Here is a 19,452-nt window from a genome sequence, read left to right as displayed (position 1 = left end):
CCCGCCGCGTGAGCCGCTCGGTCCCGTGCGCGCTGTCGTCGCGCGGCGTGTGCGAGGCGTCGGTCACCACAGCGAGCTCACCCGCTCCCGCACGAACCGGCCGAGCAGGCGCTTCATGCCCTCGGCGAGCGTGGCGTCCAGGGCGGTGAGGAACCGCTCGACCTCCTCCGGCCCCGCCACCAGCGGTGGACTCACCACCAGCGGACTGCGGCCGTTGAGCGTGTTGTACGTGTAGACATCGTGCTTGCGGTACAGCGTGTCGATGACCGCGGCGGTGACGATCTTCGTGCGGATCAGCGGGTCCTTGGCCGGACCGGTCGCCGGCAGCTTGCCGATGAGGTCGAGGATCTTCGGTCCGCCGGAGAGGAAGATCCCGAAGAGGGCGCCGGAGCCGCGCACGTCGTCGATCACGTCCGGATAGGTCTTGCGGATGCGCTCCAGCCCCGGCCCGAGCACCGCCTCGATGGCCCGCGCCCGCGCCGGATAGTCGTCCTCGACCGCGACGGAGATCGCCTCGATGGCCGTCGCGGTCTCCTCGCCGAAGCCGTAGTACGTCGTACTCGTGCTCTGCATCATCGCGTCCGTCATGTTGTCGTACGCCTTGCGGAAGACCGGTTCGCGCGCCACGTACGCGGAGACGGACGACTTGCCGCCGCCGAAGGACTTCGAGGTCGTCACCACGTCCGGCACGAGCCCCTCGTACCGGGTGAAGTGGAACATGCTGCCGGTCTTGCCCCATCCGGTGTAGATCTCGTCGAAGATCAGCACGATGTCCTCGGCGGTGCACAGCTCGCGCAGGCCGCGCAGGAACTCCTCGGAGCACCAGCGCATCGTGGACGCGCTGAACGGTTCGATGAGCAGCGCGTACACGTCGCTGCGCCCCCGCGCGTCCCGGGCCTCGGCGAGGACCCGGCGGACGGAGTCGAGGTCGTCGTAGGCGAAGGTGCGGATCCCGGGGATCGTCGGGAACTCGAAGTGGTTCTGCGCGCCGCCGGTGAGTCCGCCGGAGCCGAGCAGTTTGCCGTGGAAGCTGATGTCCGCCCGCAGGATCTGCCGCCGCCGGCCGCCGTGGTACTTGTAGGCCAGCTTGACCGCGCCCTCGACCGCCTCGGCCCCGGAGTTGGGAAGGAACGAGCGGTTCAGGTCGCCGGGCAGCACCGCCGCCAGGTTGTGGCCCAGGGCGGCGAGATAGGGCGAGAAGTAGGTCTTGTGCACCTCCATCCGGCGTTGCTCCTGGAAGCGCCGGCGGGCCGCGACGATACGCGGATGGTTGTGCCCGTGGTTGAGCACGCCGATCCCGCCGGTGAAGTCCAGGATCCTGCGGCCGTCCCGCGTGTGGACGTAGGCGCCCTCGGCGTGGTCGACGAGCTCCTGGCCGAAGCCGAAGGAGGTCATCAACCGGACCTGGCTCTTGTTGATGTACGTGCGGTACAGCTCGTGTACTTCGTCGACATCCAGCTTCTCGGCCTCTTCGAGGCTGATGAGATGTGCCATTGCTCTCTCCCATGCGACATCGATGTCGGTCAGCCGTCCGCCAAGGTCGCACGGGAGAGAGGGCGGGCACGAGGCATGCCCGGTGGCAGGTGCTGGCACGGCTACTTCTGGACAGCGCTTCCCGGGGCCGCCTCCGCGGTGCCCGTCCCGGCCGCTGGGCCGGTACCGCGCCGGGCTTCCGGCGCGGCCTGCCGGCGGCCGATGATCACTCCGGCCTGGAAGCGGCTCATGGCGCCGAGTTCGTCCATGAGCGCCGAGATGTGCCGGCGGCAGGTCCGGGTCGCCATGCCCAGGCGGCGCGCGATCACCTCGTCCTTCAGCCCCAGGGACATCAGCCGCAGGATGGAGGCCCGCAGGTCCGCGCTCACCTGCTGGTCGTCGGTCGGCTCCGTGCCGCTGCCGAACGGACTGCCGGTCTGCCAGGCCGCCTCGAAGGAGCGGCACAGGTAGGCCACCAGGGTCGGGTCGGTGACCACGGCCGCGCCGGGCGGTTCGTCGCCCCTCCGTTCCGTGGGCACAAAGGCAATTGTCCGGTCATAAATGATGAGACGCTCGGAGAGTTCCTCCGCGGTACGGACTTCCGCACCTTCTTCGGAGATATGTCCGACATAGGTCCGGGTGGTGAGGCTCGACCGGGCCGTGTGCTGATAGAGAGTGCGGATCCGGACACCGCGCCTCAACAATTCCGTCGTCTGGACCAGATCTTGCTGGAGAAGATCCGCCGAGCGGCCGCCCCCCGGCTGGAGACTCATCCGTTCCGTGGTGCATCGGCGTCTCGCCAGATCAATCTCCCGGCGCACGTCGTCGGCGTTGTCAAGAAGGCGGATCGGGACATCCGCCGAGCGTGATCTTTCAGCGGTCCGATAAGGCCCGACGAGCGAGTGGAGTTGCCGGTGTATTCCCGCTATCCGCCGCCGCTGGCTGGCGATCACCGTCTCCAGGGGTGTCACCAGCTCGGCCTCCACGACCGCCGGGTCGAGGGGCACGACGGGGCTGTCGTGATCGTCCGGGCTGAGCAGGCGCAGTTCCTGCAAGGTCTTGCGGGCCTCCACGACCCGCGCGGGAGACATCCCGAGTTCGGCGGCGATCTCCGCGTCATCGAACACACCGATGCGCAGCGCGGCCCGGTACGCGTCGACGGCCAGCTCGCTCAACAGAGGTCGGGTCAGCTCGTCTGACAAGGGTTGGTTCTCCACGGAACACCTTCCGGTCGACGTCCGCCGCTATCCACTTGTGGCCAAGCCATCATAGGACAGTGATCGAGTCTCGACCTGAGCCCAATTGGCGACCAGGCTTCGATGAGCCCGGAAACGGGCACGGCAATGAGTCGAATGCAGAGTCGAATACAGAATCGACGGGGTCATGATGGCGAAAAATCGGCGGGTCCCGGCTCGCCTTTCCGTTGCTCTCCTCCGCTCCGCCGGAATTACCGGTTCCACGGACTCGGTGGTCTCTGACGCCCTGTTCGGCGAGGGGCGGGCCGACTTCGCGGTCGCCGACGACAAATGGGATCTGATGGGGGAGTGTCTTTCGCGCGGCCGGGTTCTGTGACCACGGTGACCACGGTCCGGGAAAGCGACCGGCGGCGCCCGCCCACCGGGCCCGCCTGCTCACTGGCTCCCCGCCCCGCGTTCCCGTGACCGGCGCGGGGTGCCGCGCCACGCACCTGCCGGGCGCACCTGGCCGCCTCGGAAGCGGCACCCCCGCGGACCGGGGCGGGAGCCCGCCTCAGCGCGGACGGGAGCCCGCCCCCGACCGCCGCAGCGCCGACGCCGCCTCCGCGATCTGCAGAAGATTCAGCGCGGCGCCGGCGCGCAGGTTGTCCACGATCAGCCACAGCCAGAAGGCCCGCGGGTTGTGCGGGACCACCCTGATCCGCCCGACGTGGACACGGTCCGGGTCGCCTGCCGTCAACGGCGTGGGGAAGGCACCCGGCCGGTCCTCGTGGACCACCACCCGGGGCAGGCCGGCCAGCAGGCCGGCCAGCTCCGCGCGCTCCACGGGGTGCGCCGCCTCCACGAACACCGCGGCGGCGTGACCGTTCACCACGGGCACCTGGACGCAGTTCGTGGTGATGTCCAGATGCGGCAGGCACAGGATCCGGCGCGTCTCCTGCTCGATCCTGTGCTCCTCGGTGCTGGAACCGCTCTCCAGCATCCGCCCGGCGACCGGCACCACGTTGAAGGCCAGCGCGGGACGGAACAGGTCCGCGGGCAGCTCGGCGTCGGGGTCCCGGAGCGCGAGTTCGCTGCCCTCGAGCAGTTCCTCGATGCCCTGCCGGCCCCGCGCCGAGGCCGCCTGATAGCTGCTCACCACCACTTGGCGCACGCCCCGGTACTGCTCGACGCAGTGCAGCAGCCGCACCAGCGGCACTGTCAGGGCGCTCGGGCCGGCGAGGACGCCGAACGGGGGGCGGGCGAGCAGGTGGCCGTTGACCGGCGGGACGAGCAGCAGGGTGTCGGGGTCCGCGAGGTAGGCGCCGGAGCTGTCGACGACCACAGCGCCCTGGGCCCTGGCGGCCGGCACATAGCGGCGGCTGACCGCCTCCGCGGTGCAGAACAGGACGAGATCGGCGCCCGCGAAGTCGAAGCCGGCGAGGCTGTGGACCGTCTCCAGCCGGCCGCCGACCGGCATCTCGCGACCGGCCGAGCGGTCGGAGGCCACGAGCCGGATCTCCCGGTGGCGTATCCCGAGTTCCTCGATCAGCTCGATGATGGCGGTCCCGAGGACGCCTGTCGCACCGACCAGGACGATGCGCGGAGCTGCGGAATCCATGACGTGCACCATCGGTTCTCCGATCTGGTCGGACCGGCCGCTCTGCCGGGCCCCGAACGGGCCTCGTCCGCCGGGACCGCCCGAGGCGTCACACAGCGGGTCCACCGGCCGGATGGACCGGTCCGAGGCTGGAGTTTTCATCCAAACCCCTTGCGCGGGCCGCTGACAGCCCTCCGTGATGTCCGCAAGCGGACAGGCGACAGGCGGACACCGGAGCCGACCCCTGCACACCTGAGCGCCCCGCACCCCCCGGATGGCGCGCCGGAGGGGTGGACCTCTTGCGATTCCCGAGTCCGGGATGGCTGTGACGGCCGGCAGCGGCGGCGCGCCCGCCACTTCGGCGGCTCGGTCGTCACCTCGGGGGCCCGGCCGCCACATCGGCAGCGCGACCCGCCACATCGGCGGCCGGGCCGCCACTTCGGCAGCTCGGTTCGCCGCTTCGGCAGCGCGCCTGCCACATGGGCGGCCGGGCCGCCGCTTCGGCAGTGCGGCCCGCCACATCGGCGGCCGGGCAGCCACTTCGGCAGCTCGGTTCGCCGCTTCGGCAGCGCGCCTGCCACATGGGCGGCCGGGCCTCCACATCGGCAGCGCGGCCCGCCACTTCGGCAGCGCGGCCCGCCACTTCGGCAGCCCGGCCCGCCACTTCGGCAGCGCGCCCGTCACATCGGCGGCCCGCCCGCCACTTCGGCAGCGCGGCCCACCATGTCTGCGCGACCGGCGAGTCGGTTGCCGTCGGCCGGGTGAGGGGCGCGGTCCGGAGGGTCCGCGACCTGATCAGCCGGTCTCGGCGGCGAAGGGGCCGCCCTCGCCGAAGGCGAGCCGCGCGAAGTTCTCGCCGATGCGGCGGTGTCCCGCGGGATCGGGGTGGACCTCGTCGGGCAGTGGCAGTTCGGCGTAGTCCCTCTCGCCGTACAGGTCGCGGCCGTCGAGGAGATACAGGTTCGGGTCGTCGGCCGCCCGCTGTCCGACGATTCGGGCGAGTTCGTCGCGGATGACGGTGAGCGTCAGGCGTCCGGCGGCGCGGTCGGCGGGATCGCCCGTGGCCCTGAAGCGCAGGGTCCCGCCGTCGAAGTCGGGTGCGAGGGGGCCGGGGGTGTCCTCCTGGACCGGGCACAGGATCGGGGACACCACCAGCAGCGGGGCGGTCGGATGCCCCTCGCGGACGGTGTCGAGGAAGCCGTGCACCGCGGGGGTGAAGGCGCGTAGGCGCATCACGTCGGAGTTGACGACGTTGATGCCGATCTTGATGCTGATCAGGTCCGCGGGGGCGTCCCGCATCGCACGGGCGGTGAACGGGTCGAGCAGCGCGCTGCCGCCGAACCCCAGGTTGACCAGTTCCACCCCGCCCTGGGCCGCGGCCAGGGCCGGCCAGATGGCGGTCGGGTGGGTGGCGTTCGAGCCGTGGCTGATCGAACTGCCGTGGTGCAGCCAGACCCTGCGTCCGCTGTCCGGAGCGGGCTCGACCGGGGCGTCGGTGCGCAGGGCGATCAGCTCGGTGATCTCCGTGTGCGGAAGCCAGATCTCGACGTCCTTGTCACGCGCCGGCAGATCGGTGAACCGGGCGGTGCCCACCGGCCCCTCGCGCAGGTCGGCGGACTGGGTGACCATGTCGGTGATCGTATGGACGTTACCGCCGGCCACCGTGGCCTGGGCGGCGAGACGGCCGTCGACCAGCAGGTCGTACACGCCGTCGGGCGGGGCGGGGAAACCTGCGTAGACCCGCTTGGTGGGCAGTGTGTCCAGTTCGACGGTCGAGGCCCGGGTGCGGAAGGCCAGCCGCACGCCGGAGGGCTGGGCCTCGGCCACGGCCAGTTGGTTGTCGGGGATCTGCCGGCGGGCCCGAGCGGGCAGGCGATGCGGCAGCAGGCCGTGCGCGGTCGGTTCCACGTCGAGGAAGCCGCGCAGCATGTCCGTGGTGACAGGTGTGGTGATCCAGTCGCGTTCGGTGTTCATCGTTCCCAGCCCGTCGTTCGTCGGAAGGTCGGATCGGAGATCGTCCGATGACCGCAACCTAATCTTCCTCGTATCAAGCGACACCTACTAGGTATTTGCCTAATAGCTTTAGGCAAACCAGAGGCGTCGAAGCTCTCCGCGACACCGGCATCCGTGGTGCGCGCGCCTCCATGGGCCCGCGCTCCGGTGACCGGGACCAGCGGTGGCCCGGCGGCCTGACCCGTATCAAGGACCGTCGCTTCAGCAGCGACGACCCACTGCTGACGCTGCGCCTGGCGGCCCCGGCCACCGACGAGAGTCCAGGCCACCGGGCTCAACTCGACGGCGTGGAAGGCGATGAGCTGCGGGGAGCGGCTCTCCCCGTTTGCCGCGGACGTCCATCGGACGCATCGTGGAAAGAGGGAAGGGTCCGCCGCGCGGCCCCTTGTCCACCCGGCGCTCGCCTCCCCGCTCTCGGTTCCCGCGGCACCCCACGGTCATGTGCGGTGCGAGGAGGGAGGATCCCACCATGCCCGATCCATGGATGCCCCAAGCCCTCAAGGCGGACATCGGGGACCACGCACCATGTGATCCCAGGTTCCCCGCACGGGCGATCGCGCACATCACGGCGGACAGGACGGCCACCGCCGAGGCGCCCCTCGACCTGGTCCCCTTCGCCAATCTCAAGAGCTTCTTCACCGGCAGCGGCAGAGGCCGGGCCCCGCACATCCTCTGGGATCCCTTCACAGGGGCGTTCGCCCAGTTCTTCCCCGCCACGTCCCGCAGTAAAGCCCTGTTCGACGCGGCCGGTGGCGTCCGCACCAACCGGACCGGCGAAGTCGTCGTCCAGATCGAGGCCCTGTTCTTCCCGCACTGCCGCGTCGGCGGCAAGGTGTACGCGCGGCTGGTCGACACTCCGTGCGAGGGCTGGGGCGATCTCCACGCATGGATCAGTTCCTGGGGCGTACCGGACGTCTGGCCCATGGGCCGTCCGACCTCCCTGTCCTGCGACACGTGTCCGACGGACATGTGGAGGTCGCAGGGCGGGTGGTACGCCCATGCCCACGTCCCGGAGAACAACCATGTCGACCCCGGTTCCTGGCCGGTGTTCGTGCCATCACCGCCCGGCCCGACCCCGGTGAGGCCCCGGTTCGAGCCGTTTCCCGGTGCGTCGTTCTTCCGGGCGGGACGCACATCGCCCGTCATCGCGAGAATGCACGGCCGGCTCGTCGCCGAGGACTGCGACCGCTACACGTCCGGCACCGGAATCGACGTGTGGGGACCGGGCGATGTGCGCTCCTACACCGCCTGGCAGCGGAAGCTGGGCTTCGAGGGCAGCGCTGCCGACGGCGTTCCCGGCCGGTTCAGCTGGGACAGGCTGGGTGTTCCCAAAGCCTGAAACTTCTCCGCGAGGCCCGAGGTCATCCGCCTGGCGTGGACTCCGTTCGCAGGGAAACGCACGGAACTGACGGACCGATCGCCCGGGCACGCGGACCCGCACATCGCCGAGTTTGCGCCCGACTTCCATCGGGCGCATGGTGGAAACAGGGGCGACTGTGAGGTGAGCGGCGCACGGTCCGGGCGTAACGGTGGCGAACATCGCGTGGCGGCAACAGACCACATGGGGAAGGAGACAGGGCCATGCCTGCGCTCGCACCGTTCCCAGGAGCGGCATTCTTCCGTGAAGGGCAACACAGTCCCGTGATCGCTGCGATGGGCAGACGCCTGGTGGCGGAGGAGTGCGGGAAGTACCGGACGGGTCCCGGTCCCGTGTGGACCGACGCCGACCAACAGTCGTACGCCGCCTGGCAGCGCAAGCTCGGGTTCAAGGGAGCCGAGGCCAACGGCATCCCGGGCAAGACCTCTTGGGACCGACTCCGCGTCCCGACGGATACGACGCCCACGACTCCTGGCGCCCGCGTCACGTCTCCTGTGCCGGGACACGGGGTCACGACCCCACACCGCAAGAGGGGCCGTCACTGGGTCCTCGGCTATCACACCGGCGCGGACTACGCGGCTCCGCAGGGGAGGCCGTGCGTGGCGGTGCTCGGCGGTTCCGTGGCCCGCGTCGGACACGACCCCAGTTACGGCACTTTCCTCGTGCTGCGCGCGGGCGGATTCGACTTCTGGTACTGCCACCTCTCCGAGCGGTCCGTGAACGGGGGTTCGGTCCGGGCCGGCCAGAAGGTCGGAAGGGTCGGCTCCACCGGCAAGTCCACCGGACCCCATCTCCACTTCGAGAAGCGACCGGCCGGTGGCGGTTTCGGATCCGACGTGCCCCCCAACTGGTAGCCGATCCGACTTGCGACGGACAACGTCCGGGTCGCGATCGCGTCCCGGGCCCGACGACGTCGGGTCGCGATCGCGTCCCGGGCCCGACGAAATCCGGGCGCGTCCCGGGCCCGACGACATCCGGGTTGCGACAACGTCCGGGTTCGACGACGTCCGGGTCAGGGTCGGTCACGGAACGGCCAAGTCCTTCTTCTGGTGGCACTCGCCCTTCTGGTGGCACTCGACACCGGGGGGACGGGTGCGTCGGCCCTCGGGACGTTCTCGGGTCGCGGCGGTGGGGAATCGAAGGACCGCCACGATCCTCGGACGTTCTCCATGACGGCGTTCCCCTGCCGGTCGATCATTCTGGTCAACGCTTCCTGGGCTATGCCGAACGCTATGGCCCAGGCGGCTATCTGGGCCTGAGTGTCCAATGCGGAGAGGCCCGGGACGAATTCACCGTGGATCAGTATCAGGCCCAGGAAGGCGGACAGGACGCCGACCGGAAGGCGCAGGGCCAACAGACTCAGCGGCACCATGTACGGCGTGACCGTCCCCTGCATGTGGCGGATCGAGACGGCCCCGGCCATGGCGGCGGCACACATGCCGAGCGACCCGATCAGCAACCCGTCGTCGCCGTCCGCGCTCCCGCCCGCGGGACAGACGCGTCTCGTCGCCAGGGGATCGCCCGGGGTGGGAGCCGGCGGATCGAAGCAGAGCATGCTCGGCACGCCGTCGGGATGCAGGTATCCCGACAGGATGAGCAGCGCGGCGATGACCGATGTGGCGAGGAACGAGTACACCACGACGTTCCGGAAGCTCCGGACTCGCGCTATCTCGGATTCCTCGACGTGGTTGGCGGCATGCAGCACATCGACCGCCAACACCCTGAACTCCTTGTCCAGGGTGTTGTGGTTGTTTCGCAGGTGCTCCGACAGCGCCTTCAGCCGGGGATCGTCCTCGCCCAGGTGGTGCACCCCGCGGGAGAGCACCAGGGGCCCTCGCCAGCGGACCTCGTCATCGGTCGCCAACTGCAGAAGCAGCAGTTCCGCTTCATGGATGTTCGACAGCGCCCGGTCTCGTGAGGACGCTCCGCTCAGAGTGGGGCGACGATCTTCGGCGGCATTTCTCGCCGCATCCAGGATCGCGTGCGCCTTGCACGCCAACTTCCGCTCCGGGGGCGCGAGTCCGCCCGCTTCGACTCTGTCGAGCTGCGCCTGGAGCGCCGCGACATGTGCGCAGGCCCGATGCCGCCAGGAACCACGCATCCCCCGTGCGGCTACGTCCCGATCTCCGTTTTCCGGGCGTGCTTCTGTCCGACGGAGAACAACCATAATGACAGCCTGGTCACTCGTCCTGGTGACTGCAACTCCGCGGATCCGACCGGCGCGTCGACTCCACCACGCGGGCCGGCATCCGCGTCGACCTGCGGTTTTCCGGCCGGCGGTTCTGGGTCGCCGTGCTTCCCCAGGAGGCGCACCATGGAAAGGAGCGGGTGTGCCACACGGCGGGTCCCGACGTTCGAGCGGTGGCCGCCACGACGGCCGCGCGGAACCGGCACAGTCTCGCGTCCGAACGCCGGACGGGCCTGACCCGTCCGAACGCCGGACGGGCCCGGACGGGCCGGGCGCCCCCTCACCCCGGGCCGGCGCACTCCTTCGTCTCGTTCCGCGCCCTCCGAGGACGGTGAAGGCCATGGACGTCATGGACATGACCCGCGATGAGCGGGAACACCAGGCGGCGGCGGCCGCGGTCCGGTACGACGAGGCCGGCGAGCAGCGCCGAGAGGTCGAGCGGCAGCAGGACGCCGGGATCGGCTTCCCCGATTCGCCGGAGGCATTGGCGGCGCGGGCGGCCCGTCTGCTCGACCGGCAGGCCGTGCCGACCGCCATGGTGGTGGAGGCCGTCCGCGCCGAACCGCTGACGGTGTCCTCCGCCTTCGAACGGATCCTGGGCGTGTCCAGGGAGTTGCAGGCCTGTAGCTTCCTGCCGCGCGGCGCCCGGGCCGCACGCAGCATCGCCCGGATCTCGGCGCGGCAGAACGGCCGCGAGCTGCCGATCGGCACCGGCTTCCTGGTGTCACCGAGTCTGCTGATGACCAACCATCACGTCCTCCCCGACGCGGATGCCGCCCGGCGCTGCTTCGTGGAGTTCGACGCCCAGGTCGACATCGACAACACACCGCAGCCACCGACACGCCTGGAACTCGACCCGAACGGGTTCTTCGTCGCGGACCAGCGTCTCGACTTCGCCCTGGTACCGGTCGCCCCCGGCCCCGACCGGAGGCCGCCGGGCGAGACCTTCGGCTGGCACCGGCTCAGCGTCCAGCTGGGCAAGCTGGTGATCGGCGAGCCGGTCAACATCATCGGCCACCCGATGGGACGCCTGAAGGAGATCGCCGTACGCGACAACGCCCTCCAGGTGCGCCTGGCCGACTTCCTGCACTACCGCACGGACACCGAACCCGGGAACTCGGGCTCCCCGGTCTTCAACGACCAGTGGGAGGTCATCGCCCTCCACCACAGCGGCGTGCCCCGGACCGACGAACAGGGCCGCGTCCTGCGCCGCGACGGCCGGGTCCGGCAGCCCGGCGACGGCGACGACGCCATCGACTGGGTGTCCAACGAGGGGGTGCGCATCAGTTCCATCCTGAAGCACCTCGCGGCCCTGCCGCTCGCGTCCGGGCAGCGGGCGCTGCTGGCCGGCATGGGGCCGGAGTCGGGGCTGGGCGGCCCTCAGGCGGCCCTCACGGCCACCGATGCCGTCGTCGGACCGGCCCCCGCGACCACGGGTGCCGCCGCCGGGCCGGCCCGCCCGGCCGCTCGCTTCGCGCGGGCGTCGGACGAGGTGGTCGCCCCGCGTGCGACGGGCCTTCGCGCTCAGGACAGCGCGTTCGGCGGCAGACGGCACCTGGTCTTCCTGCACGGTCGTGCCCAGCAGGGCAAGGACCCCGAGGCCCTGCGCCGCGAATGGGCCGCCGGACTCAACCAGGGGCTCGTCCGGGCCGGGCTGCCGGCAGCCGACCCGGCGGACATCTGGTTCCCGTTCTACGGCGACCGGCTGGTGCGGACCCTCGCAGCACACGAGTCCGTTCCCCCGGCCGCCGAGGCGCCGACGGCCGTCACTTTCGAGACTCCCGCCACCCGCGCGGTGTACGAGGAGATCCTCGGTGAGGCGGCCGCCAAGTGGTACGTGCCGTCCGAGACGCAGCAGGCCGCCGAGGTCACCGAAGGACTGGGACTGGACCCCGTGGTCGGCGCCGTGTGGCGGCGTCTGGGCTGGCTGGCCGCCAGGAGCGAGCTCGACGCGTGGGCCATCTCCCTCATCTTCCGTGACGTGGCCGCGTACCTCGACGACCGGCAGATCCGTGAAGAGGTGCTGAGCTGCGTACTCGAGAGCGTGCCGGACGCGGGCGAGATGGTCCTCGTCAGCCACAGTCTGGGTACGGTCGTCGGCATGGACCTCCTCACGCGGTTGTCCCCCGGTGTGGAGGTCGTCCACCTGACCACGGTGGGCAGTCCTCTCGGCATGGACAGCGTGTACCGCCGGCTGCTGTCCGGCGGGCCGAGAAACCCGAAGAAGGTGGCGGACTGGCTCAACGCATGGTGCCCGACCGACGCGGTGGCCATCGGATGCCCGCTCGCCGACGACTGGGTGGACGGCCCGACCGACCTCGCCGTCGTCAATGCCCGCGGCCGGGCCCACAGCATCGTGGAATACCTCGCCCACGCCGACGTCGCCCGGTCGATCGGCAGTCGCCTCGCCGGCTGAACGACGGCGAGAGCGGGACAGCCGACGCCCGCATCCCCCGCCCGAGGCAATTCCCGGCATCCGATCAGGCGAAAACACCGTGTACGGCCCTCGTCCGAGCCGCCGACGGCCCGAAGGTGGGGGCCCCGGCCCCCACCTTCGAGGAAACACCATGACGGACCCGGCTGACGGCACACCACCCGCGTTCATCCAGCAGGCCGCGGAACCGGTCCGCGCCCACCTGGCCACCTCGGCACCGCTGCGCAGCTTCCTCGAAGGCGCGGGCACTCTGACGCTGGAGGAGCGCCGCCTCATCGTCGACCAGGCACTCGTCCTCCTGGACCAGAACTACGTCCACCTGCCGCTCAAGACCGCGATGCACGCCGTGAACCCGGTCCAGCGCCTGCGGGTGCTGCGCCGGCGTCTGGAGCGGCAGACGCAGCGGACCATGCCCGCGGAGTGGCTCTTCCACGCCGAGGTGTCGGAGATCTTCCACTCGGTCAGAGACCTGCACACCAACTACCTGCTCCCCGCCCCCTTCGCAGGCAAGATCGCCTTCTTGCCGTTCCTCGTCGAGCAGTACACGGACGCCCAGGGCACCCACTTCATGGTCACTCACGTGGCCCAGGGCTTCTCCGCGCCCGGTTTCACGCCCGGTGTCGAGATCACCCACTGGAGCGGCATCCCCGTCGCGGCGGCCGTCGACCTGAACGCGGCCCGGTTCGCCGGGAGCAACGCCCCCGCCCGGCGCAGCCGAGGCGTCCAGTCGCTGACCGTGCGGCCGCTGCGCATCCATCTGCCTCCCTTCGAGGAATGGGTGACGGTCAGCTACATCGACGACAGCGGCACACAGCGTGAGCTGCGCGAGAACTGGCGGATCGTGGAGAACCTGCCGGCCATGGTGGACGCGGACGCGATCAGTACCGCCGCCGTGGCCCAGGGACTGGACCTGGACGCGGACGAGACCGGCCGGGCGAAGGTGCTGCTGTTCGCCCCCCGGGTCGTCGCCCAGGAGCGGGCCGTCCAGGCCGACGAACCGGCGCCCGGGCTGCGCCAGGGCGAGATCGCCACGTCGATGCCCAAGGTGTTCACAGCCCGGCCGGTGGAGACGTCCTCCGGGCGGTTCGGCCACCTCCGCATCTTCACGTTCAACGTCGACGACCCGACGGCATTCGTCCGGGAGTTCGTCCGCCTCATCGGACAGCTGCCGCAGAACGGGCTCATCGTGGACGTCCGGGACAACGGCGGCGGCCACATCCACGCCGCCGAGTTCGCCCTTCAGGTCCTCACCCCCCACCGGATCGCCCCCGAGCCGGTGCAGTTCATCAACACCCCGCTCACCCTGCGCATCTGCCGTCAGCACCAGGACGCCTCCGGTATCGACCTGGGCGCCTGGGTCCCCTCCATGGAGCAGGCGGTCGAGATCGGCGCCACCTTCTCCAGCGCCTTCCCCCTCACCCCCGTGGACGGTGCCAACGCCATCGGGCAGCAGTACTTCGGGCCGGTGGTCCTGATCACCAACGCCCGTTGCTACTCGGCCACCGACATCTTCGCCGCCGGTTTCCAGGACCACCGGATCGGCCCCGTGCTCAGGACCGACGAGAACACCGGCGCCGGCGGTGCCAACGTCTGGACGCACGAGCTGCTCTCCGCTCTCCTCGCGGAGGACGGGGCCACACCGTACGCACCGCTGCCGAAGGGAGCCGGCATGCGCGTGTCCATCCGCCGCACCCTGCGGGTCGGTGCCCTGTCCGGAACCCCGGTGGAGGACCTGGGCGTCATTCCCGACGAACTGCACCGGATGACCCGCCGGGACCTCCTGGAGGACAACGCCGATCTCTTCGACCAGGCGGGCCGGCTCCTTCAGGACCGCAAGCCGCACGCCGTGTCCGTCACGGACGCCGTTTCCGTCGACGGCTCGCTGACGTTCAAGGTGAAGGCGACGAACGTCGACCGCGTGGACGTCTACGTCGACCAGCGCCCGGGCGCGTCGGTCGACCTCACCGACGGCCGGGCCGACGTGACGGTGCCCGTCGTGGCGGCCGCTCAGTCGGCCCGCATCGACGGCTTCGAGGCCGGCCGGTTGGTCGCCAGTACGACGAGACAGCTCCACTGACCCGGCCGCCCGGGCCGTCCGGAGAGCCCTCGCACTCGGTGGGTCAGCCCCACTGGATGTCGGCCGGGCTCTCCAAGGGCGTCCGGTCGGCGACGGATTCGGGGACCTGGAGCGTGTCAGCCTTGTGCAGGACGGCCGGGAAGCTGAGCGCGGTGCGGTTCTCGAGTTCGCCGAGGGTGACCTGGAAGACGCGGAACTCGTCCAGTTCGAGAGTCTCGAGCTGGTCGAGGTTCTGGGTGAGGAGGAACCCCCTGGCCTTCAGTTCGCCGTGTTCGGAGAAGACGATGACCTTCCAGAACTCGCGGGGGATCCGCACCCCGCGGAAGGTCCGGTCGTCGTCCTGGAAGACCGGCCCGCCGAACAGGCTGACCTTGAGGTCGTCGACATCGGTGTCGTCGAAGACGGCGTCCTCCAGCCGGCCCCACACCCCCTGCTGCGAACTCTGGTTGAAGTCGTCCATCTGCGGGGTGATGTTGGTGTAGAAGAAGGAGTCCGTGTTGGCCTTCCCGGCTTCCGGCAGACTGCCCCACAGCAGATCGGCGCGGCGGGCGACGTGCCCGCGGTCGAGCCGGTTGTTCTCGTACAGCTCGTTGCCCACCTGCGCCGTGGCGGGCAGCCGCGAGTCCTTGACGAACGGTATGCCGTTGCGGCTGAGCTTCTTCAGGGTGCCACCGTTGATGTTCCAGCCCACCCAGAAGGGGAAGCGCCGCTCTTTGCTCAGGGCGAGCGAGAAGTGCGTGTAGGGGATGATCTCGGAACCGTCGAGACGGACCGCGTCCCGGGCGAGGTCCGGGTCCAGCTCCGGTACGTCGATCAGCTCGCCGAGGAAGTCGGGGTCGTACCCGGCGAGGGTCCGGACGTCTTCCGCGGCCGGCGGTGTCAGGCTGATCTCGAGTTTCTCGAACACCGAGGCCGGCAGGCAGGCCAGTGCGTGCTCGTCCGGCTCGCCCGCGGCCTCACCACCGAAGTGCAGCCCGGCCATGACCGCGCCAGGGCGGCCGTCCTGTTCGAACAGCCATACGCCCCCGGAGTCGCCGCCGCTGCTGATCTCCCCGTTGTCGGGCAGGCGGTCGGGGTCGGGGCCGATCTCGAAGCAGCCGATGGCCTTGACGCCGACCTGCCCGCCGTAGTCGAGCTTGGCGATGGTGTCGATGCGGCGGACGATGCCGTGGGTGACGCCGGTGGTGCGCGCGCTCTTGACGACCTTGTCGTCGAGCTCGGGCTCTCCGAGCTCGGTCGGCGCCACGCCCAACTCCAGGATGTCCTGGACGAAGGCACGGTCCTCGATGCCGGCGATCGCGCAGTCGCCCGCCACACCCAGATGGGACCTCTCCAGCACGCCCAGGCGGTTGCGGCGGACGCGGTTGTCGTCGTGCCGGCCGGGCTGGACGACCTCCACGCCCAGTTCGCCGCGGGGACCTTGCAGCACATGCCAGTTGCTGAGCACGTAGGGGGTGCCGTCGGCCTTGTCGAACACGATGCAGCCGAGCGTGCCCGCCGAGACCGTCACCGCCCCGACGCTCACCCCGGGCGCGATCGGGTCCAGGCGCGTCTTGCGTGCCGGGCTCTCCACCTCGGCGACGGTGCGGAACTGCGGTTTGTAGCTGCGTTCGATGACGTCGGTGGGCACCTCGACCCCGTCGACCGTGACCGTCTCGGGGATCGGTGCGGTGTCCAGGCCCTCCAGCGCCTCCGGTTCGACCTTGCTGCCCACCGTGAACTGGAGCGCGACCTGCTCGCCGCGCCGGCCCGCGGTGACCTTGTGGCCGATTCCCACCGAGGTGATGTTCGGATCCTCCAGCAGTTCGGGTCCACGGGTGCGGATGTAGCGCCGCAGCGAGGCGATCAGTTCGTCCCCGGTGGACGCAGCGTTCCTGGCCGACGTGGTGGTCTTCGCCGACGTGGTCTTCTTCTTGGAGTTGGTGGCCATGACTGGGTTGTCCCTTCGCCAGAGAGGCGGCGTACGGGAGGCACGCCGACGGCCCGGGCCGCGTCCGGCAGTGGCCGCTTCGGCAGCCGCCGCCGGCGGACGGCCCGGCAGCCGCGTTGTTCACATGTCGTGCGCGAGAGCGGTGGCGCCGGCCGCCTGCCCGGGAGCGGTCCTGCCGTCCCGCGATCGCTCCACGGAGCCGTCCGTCGCGCCGTCCGTGACGTCGGGAGCGTCGAGCGCGAGCGCCAGCAGCGCCGCCGAGACTTCGCGGATGACCTGTTCGGCCTCGCTGAACACCGGTTGGAAGGTGTCTCCGCACTCGATCGTGTAGCCGAACACCTTCGTGGCGGTCGGGTCGACGTGGTGCCGGCCGTACGCGTAGTCGTCGCTCGTCCCCGAGGTGGGGTACAGCCCGTACGCCGCTTCCACGCCGTAGTCGACGTCGCGTACCGCTCGTGCCGCGTCGTTCATCCGATCGGCCAGTTCGACCGCGATCCTCAGGTCCCGTTCGGGGATGAACTCGCCGATGCCGTCGCCCGGGCGCCCTCGCACCGCGTCGAGACGGGGGTTGCGGAAATTGTCGGTCGGGGTGGTGGACTGGTTCTGGTCGGAGCCCCAGTTGTGCAGGATCACCGGGACCGCGCTGTGGACGTCGACCATCCACCGGATCCGCGGGTGGCTGTCGAGGGCCCAGACGACGTTGCGGGTCTCCGGCTCGGACGCGGCGGCAGGCCCTCGGTAGACCTGCGGATCGCAGGGGTTGTCCGATGTGTGGACGTCCGCGTCGGGGGCGAACTTCGCGGTGTGATCCCAGAGGAAGTCGAAGTTCCGGTTGAGGTCCACCCCCGCGCACGACGGACTCGTGGACCCGGCGGGCGCCGGCCGGCGGTTCTTCCGCCACATCGCGGACGTGGTCTGGCTGAAGGCCCGGCCGTCGGGGTTGACGCACGGGAAGAAGAACAGATCGAGGTTCTCCACCACCCGCGCGACCTGGGCCGCCGTGAACGACGACGACCCGTAGCCGAGTCCGGTGGCCGAGCCGTGTGCCTCGAGCAGGTCCGCGGCCAGCGAGATCAGCGCGTCGGGCGGCACCCATTCCCGGGCGTGGACCCCGCCCAGCAGCAGGATCCCGGGAGCCTCGTCGCTCCGCCGCGCACCGACCCGCAACAGCCGTGTCGTCCGGCCCTCGTGGGTGGTGTGGGGCGGGGTGATGATCTCCGTCGTATCGGGGTACACGCTGCCCAAGCTGGTGATCGCCGATTCGATCTCGGCCACGTTGAGATACACGGTCACTCCTTCCGGCCGAGACCGTGCGGTACGGCGTCCCGGTCGGCGAAGCGGTCGCCGTCGCCGATCTCTTCCTTCCGGGCGCGCCAGTTCTCCGTGACGTTCTCGATCTCGGTGATGCTCACCAGCGGTGCCGACCGGGCCCCTCTGGCCCGGTCGAGCTGGTCCTGGCGGAAGTAGAGATCCAGTCCGACGCCTGCCCGGCCGGCGCGCGCGACGGCACGGCAGCCGACGTCGGGCCGCGTCTCGTGGACGAACTTCCTGAGCGCTTCGGCGTTCTCGGCGACGACATGGCAGCGGAAGACGGCGGGTTCCTCGTTCATGGCCTCATCCCGTCGGCGAGCGCGACGGCCTCGGAGGCGTTCACCCGGCCGAAGCCGTAGTCGTCGTTGTGACCGGCCGCGTCGTACTGGACTTCCGGTCCTCCGATCTTGTCGGCCGACTCGTGCATCACCTCACGCAGTTGGTCGCGCGTGAGGTGGGGGCTCGTCGACAGCGCCAGTGCCGCGCACCCGGCCGCGCAGGGGGCGGCGAAGCTGGTGCCGGTGCTGGTTCCGTAGCCGCCCCCGGAGGTGGTGCTGAGGACGTTGACGCCGGGGGCGATCAGTTCGACGTCCGGGCCGCGTGCCGCGTTGTCCTCCCGGTCCTTGTTGGTCGACCGCACCACGGCGATCACATCCGGATGGGAGACCACCTCGTCCTTGCCGACGTCGACGTTCCTGCCGTTGCTCGCCGCCCAGAAGATTGCGAGCCCCCTGCCTTGGCGGCCGTTCGTGGCGGCGAATTCCAGAGCGAGGTCCATCGTGCTGGTCAGGTCCCAGTCGGCGCCGTTCGGTCCCAGGCTGCACGCCAGGATGTCCGCCCCGCCTTCGGGGCCGGTCCCGGGGACCTCGGTGGAGGGGGCGGCCGCGTACGCCACGGCGCGGGCGAGCGTCGTCTGGGTGCCGACCTGGTCCGGCAGGCACGCCAGCAGCATCATGCTGCACTCGGGGGCCGCCCCCGTTCCGCCCGCCCCGTTGCCGAGCCGGGCCCCGATCATGCCGGCGCAGAAGGTGCCGTGATCGCTGTCGGGCATCCCCGAGGCGCCCTGGACGAAGACCGCGCCGCCCGCACCGCCGGTGAAGAAGCCCGACAGGGGGTCCACCCCGGCGGCGAGGTCCGGATGGTCCGCGTCGAAGCCGTTGTCGATGACGGCGACCCGGATTCCGGCTCCGAAGGTACGGTCCCAGGCCTGCTCGATGTGGACGTCGGCGTCCGGGGTGCCGCCGCCGGCACCGGTGTTCCTCCACTGCCACTGCTGGGGGTACCGGGCGCCGGTGGGCCTGAAACGGGCGGGGACGTGTTCGATGAACGACGGTTCGGCGAAGAGGAAGCGGTCGTTGCCGTGGAGCTCGACCGAGGCCGCGAGGGCGTCCTGTGCCGCCGGGGCACGCACCTCGTACAGGTTCGAAGCGAACCCGAGCTTGTCGACGACGGCCAGGCCGGCCGCCTCGAGCTCGCGCTCGGCCTCCTCCTGTGAGAGCGCCGGATCGAGCCGGACGGTCAACGCGTCGGTCGCGATACCGATCCTGCCGTCGGGCCGCCGGATGACCTTGCCGGTCGCCTCGGCCCCGGGAATCGCCCCACCGGTGGTGAACGCCTCGCGGGTCCGCTGGTTCGGTCTGACGAACACCCAGCTCGCGCGGGCGAAAGCCTCGGTCGTCTCGTCGTCCACGCCGGCCTCGCGTATCTCACCACGGGCGCTGCCGCCCAGTTCCGTCTCCATCTCGGAGGCGGAGTCGGCGGAGGTGTCCGGGCCCATCCTGACCGCGACGACGTCGTCGATCTCTTCAGCCTCGACGAGACGGCCGCGCTGGTAGTACTGCCGCGACATTGCACTTGCCTCTTCCGTGTCGGC

The 19,452-nt window shown here is 70.5% G+C and carries 13 protein-coding genes and 1 pseudogene; 5 read left to right on the top strand and 9 right to left on the bottom strand.

The window, feature by feature from the left end:
• Positions 1–63: 63 nt before the first annotated feature.
• The 4 genes from ACFV9M_RS25920 to ACFV9M_RS25905 all read right to left on the bottom strand — a co-directional run bounded on the left by ACFV9M_RS25920 (position 64) and on the right by ACFV9M_RS25905 (position 6,222).
• The gene (locus ACFV9M_RS25920) at positions 64–1,494 is read right to left on the bottom strand and encodes an aspartate aminotransferase family protein (RefSeq protein ID WP_385079233.1); all 1,431 of its coding nucleotides are present in this window, start codon (positions 1,492–1,494) and stop codon (positions 64–66) included.
• Positions 1,495–1,595: 101 nt separating this feature from the next.
• Positions 1,596–2,690, bottom strand: coding sequence for a LuxR C-terminal-related transcriptional regulator (locus ACFV9M_RS25915; protein WP_385079235.1), 1,095 nt, complete (start codon positions 2,688–2,690; stop codon positions 1,596–1,598).
• A gap of 532 nt (positions 2,691–3,222) precedes the next feature.
• The gene (locus ACFV9M_RS25910; RefSeq protein WP_385079238.1) at positions 3,223–4,269 is read right to left on the bottom strand and encodes an aspartate-semialdehyde dehydrogenase; all 1,047 of its coding nucleotides are present in this window, start codon (positions 4,267–4,269) and stop codon (positions 3,223–3,225) included.
• A gap of 774 nt (positions 4,270–5,043) precedes the next feature.
• Complete coding sequence (locus ACFV9M_RS25905) at positions 5,044–6,222, bottom strand: GDSL-type esterase/lipase family protein (protein ID WP_385072690.1); 1,179 nt, start codon at positions 6,220–6,222, stop codon at positions 5,044–5,046.
• A gap of 508 nt (positions 6,223–6,730) precedes the next feature.
• Between ACFV9M_RS25905 and ACFV9M_RS25900 the strand changes: the two genes are divergently transcribed.
• The 3 genes and pseudogenes from ACFV9M_RS25900 (at position 6,731) to ACFV9M_RS25890 (ending at position 8,493) form a co-directional block, all read left to right on the top strand.
• Positions 6,731–7,600: a peptidoglycan-binding protein gene (locus ACFV9M_RS25900; protein ID WP_385072688.1), complete on the top strand. Its 870-nt coding sequence runs from the start codon at positions 6,731–6,733 to the stop codon at positions 7,598–7,600.
• A 203-nt stretch (positions 7,601–7,803) separates the two neighbouring features.
• A pseudogene (locus tag ACFV9M_RS25895) lies at positions 7,804–8,088 on the top strand (peptidoglycan-binding protein); the annotation flags it as partial.
• Between the two features lie 45 nt (positions 8,089–8,133).
• Positions 8,134–8,493: a M23 family metallopeptidase gene (locus tag ACFV9M_RS25890; protein ID WP_385072704.1), complete on the top strand. Its 360-nt coding sequence runs from the start codon at positions 8,134–8,136 to the stop codon at positions 8,491–8,493.
• 158 nt (positions 8,494–8,651) lie between these two features.
• Here ACFV9M_RS25890 and ACFV9M_RS25885 read toward each other — a convergent pair whose 3' ends face one another.
• Entirely contained in the window at positions 8,652–9,638 is a 987-nt protein-coding gene (locus ACFV9M_RS25885; RefSeq protein ID WP_385072685.1) for a hypothetical protein, read from the bottom strand.
• 529 nt (positions 9,639–10,167) lie between these two features.
• Here ACFV9M_RS25885 and ACFV9M_RS25880 point away from each other — a divergent pair.
• Positions 10,168–12,243 (top strand): trypsin-like serine peptidase, encoded by a 2,076-nt coding sequence (locus tag ACFV9M_RS25880; RefSeq protein WP_385072682.1) that lies wholly within the window; start codon positions 10,168–10,170, stop codon positions 12,241–12,243.
• Between the two features lie 151 nt (positions 12,244–12,394).
• On the top strand, positions 12,395–14,338 hold the full coding sequence (locus tag ACFV9M_RS25875; RefSeq protein ID WP_385072681.1) for a S41 family peptidase: 1,944 nt from the start codon (positions 12,395–12,397) through the stop codon (positions 14,336–14,338).
• A gap of 43 nt (positions 14,339–14,381) precedes the next feature.
• On the opposite strand, the gene ACFV9M_RS25870 is transcribed toward ACFV9M_RS25875, so the two are convergent.
• The 4 genes from ACFV9M_RS25870 to ACFV9M_RS25855 all read right to left on the bottom strand — a co-directional run bounded on the left by ACFV9M_RS25870 (position 14,382) and on the right by ACFV9M_RS25855 (position 19,428).
• Entirely contained in the window at positions 14,382–16,268 is a 1,887-nt protein-coding gene (locus ACFV9M_RS25870) for a DNA/RNA non-specific endonuclease (RefSeq protein WP_385072678.1), read from the bottom strand.
• Positions 16,269–16,388: 120 nt separating this feature from the next.
• Entirely contained in the window at positions 16,389–17,555 is a 1,167-nt protein-coding gene (locus tag ACFV9M_RS25865) for a M14 family metallopeptidase (RefSeq protein WP_385072676.1), read from the bottom strand.
• 2 nt (positions 17,556–17,557) lie between these two features.
• Positions 17,558–17,878: a hypothetical protein gene (locus ACFV9M_RS25860; RefSeq protein ID WP_385072674.1), complete on the bottom strand. Its 321-nt coding sequence runs from the start codon at positions 17,876–17,878 to the stop codon at positions 17,558–17,560.
• The gene (locus ACFV9M_RS25855; protein WP_385072671.1) at positions 17,875–19,428 is read right to left on the bottom strand and encodes a S8 family serine peptidase; all 1,554 of its coding nucleotides are present in this window, start codon (positions 19,426–19,428) and stop codon (positions 17,875–17,877) included. The genes ACFV9M_RS25860 and ACFV9M_RS25855 overlap by 4 nt, the downstream gene beginning before the upstream one ends.
• Positions 19,429–19,452 lie beyond the last annotated feature (24 nt).

The sequence above is a fragment of the Streptomyces sp. NPDC059895 genome, from assembly GCF_042731035.1.
Lineage (GTDB): Bacteria > Actinomycetota > Actinomycetes > Streptomycetales > Streptomycetaceae > Streptomyces.
This window is presented reverse-complemented; position numbering and strand designations above follow the sequence as displayed.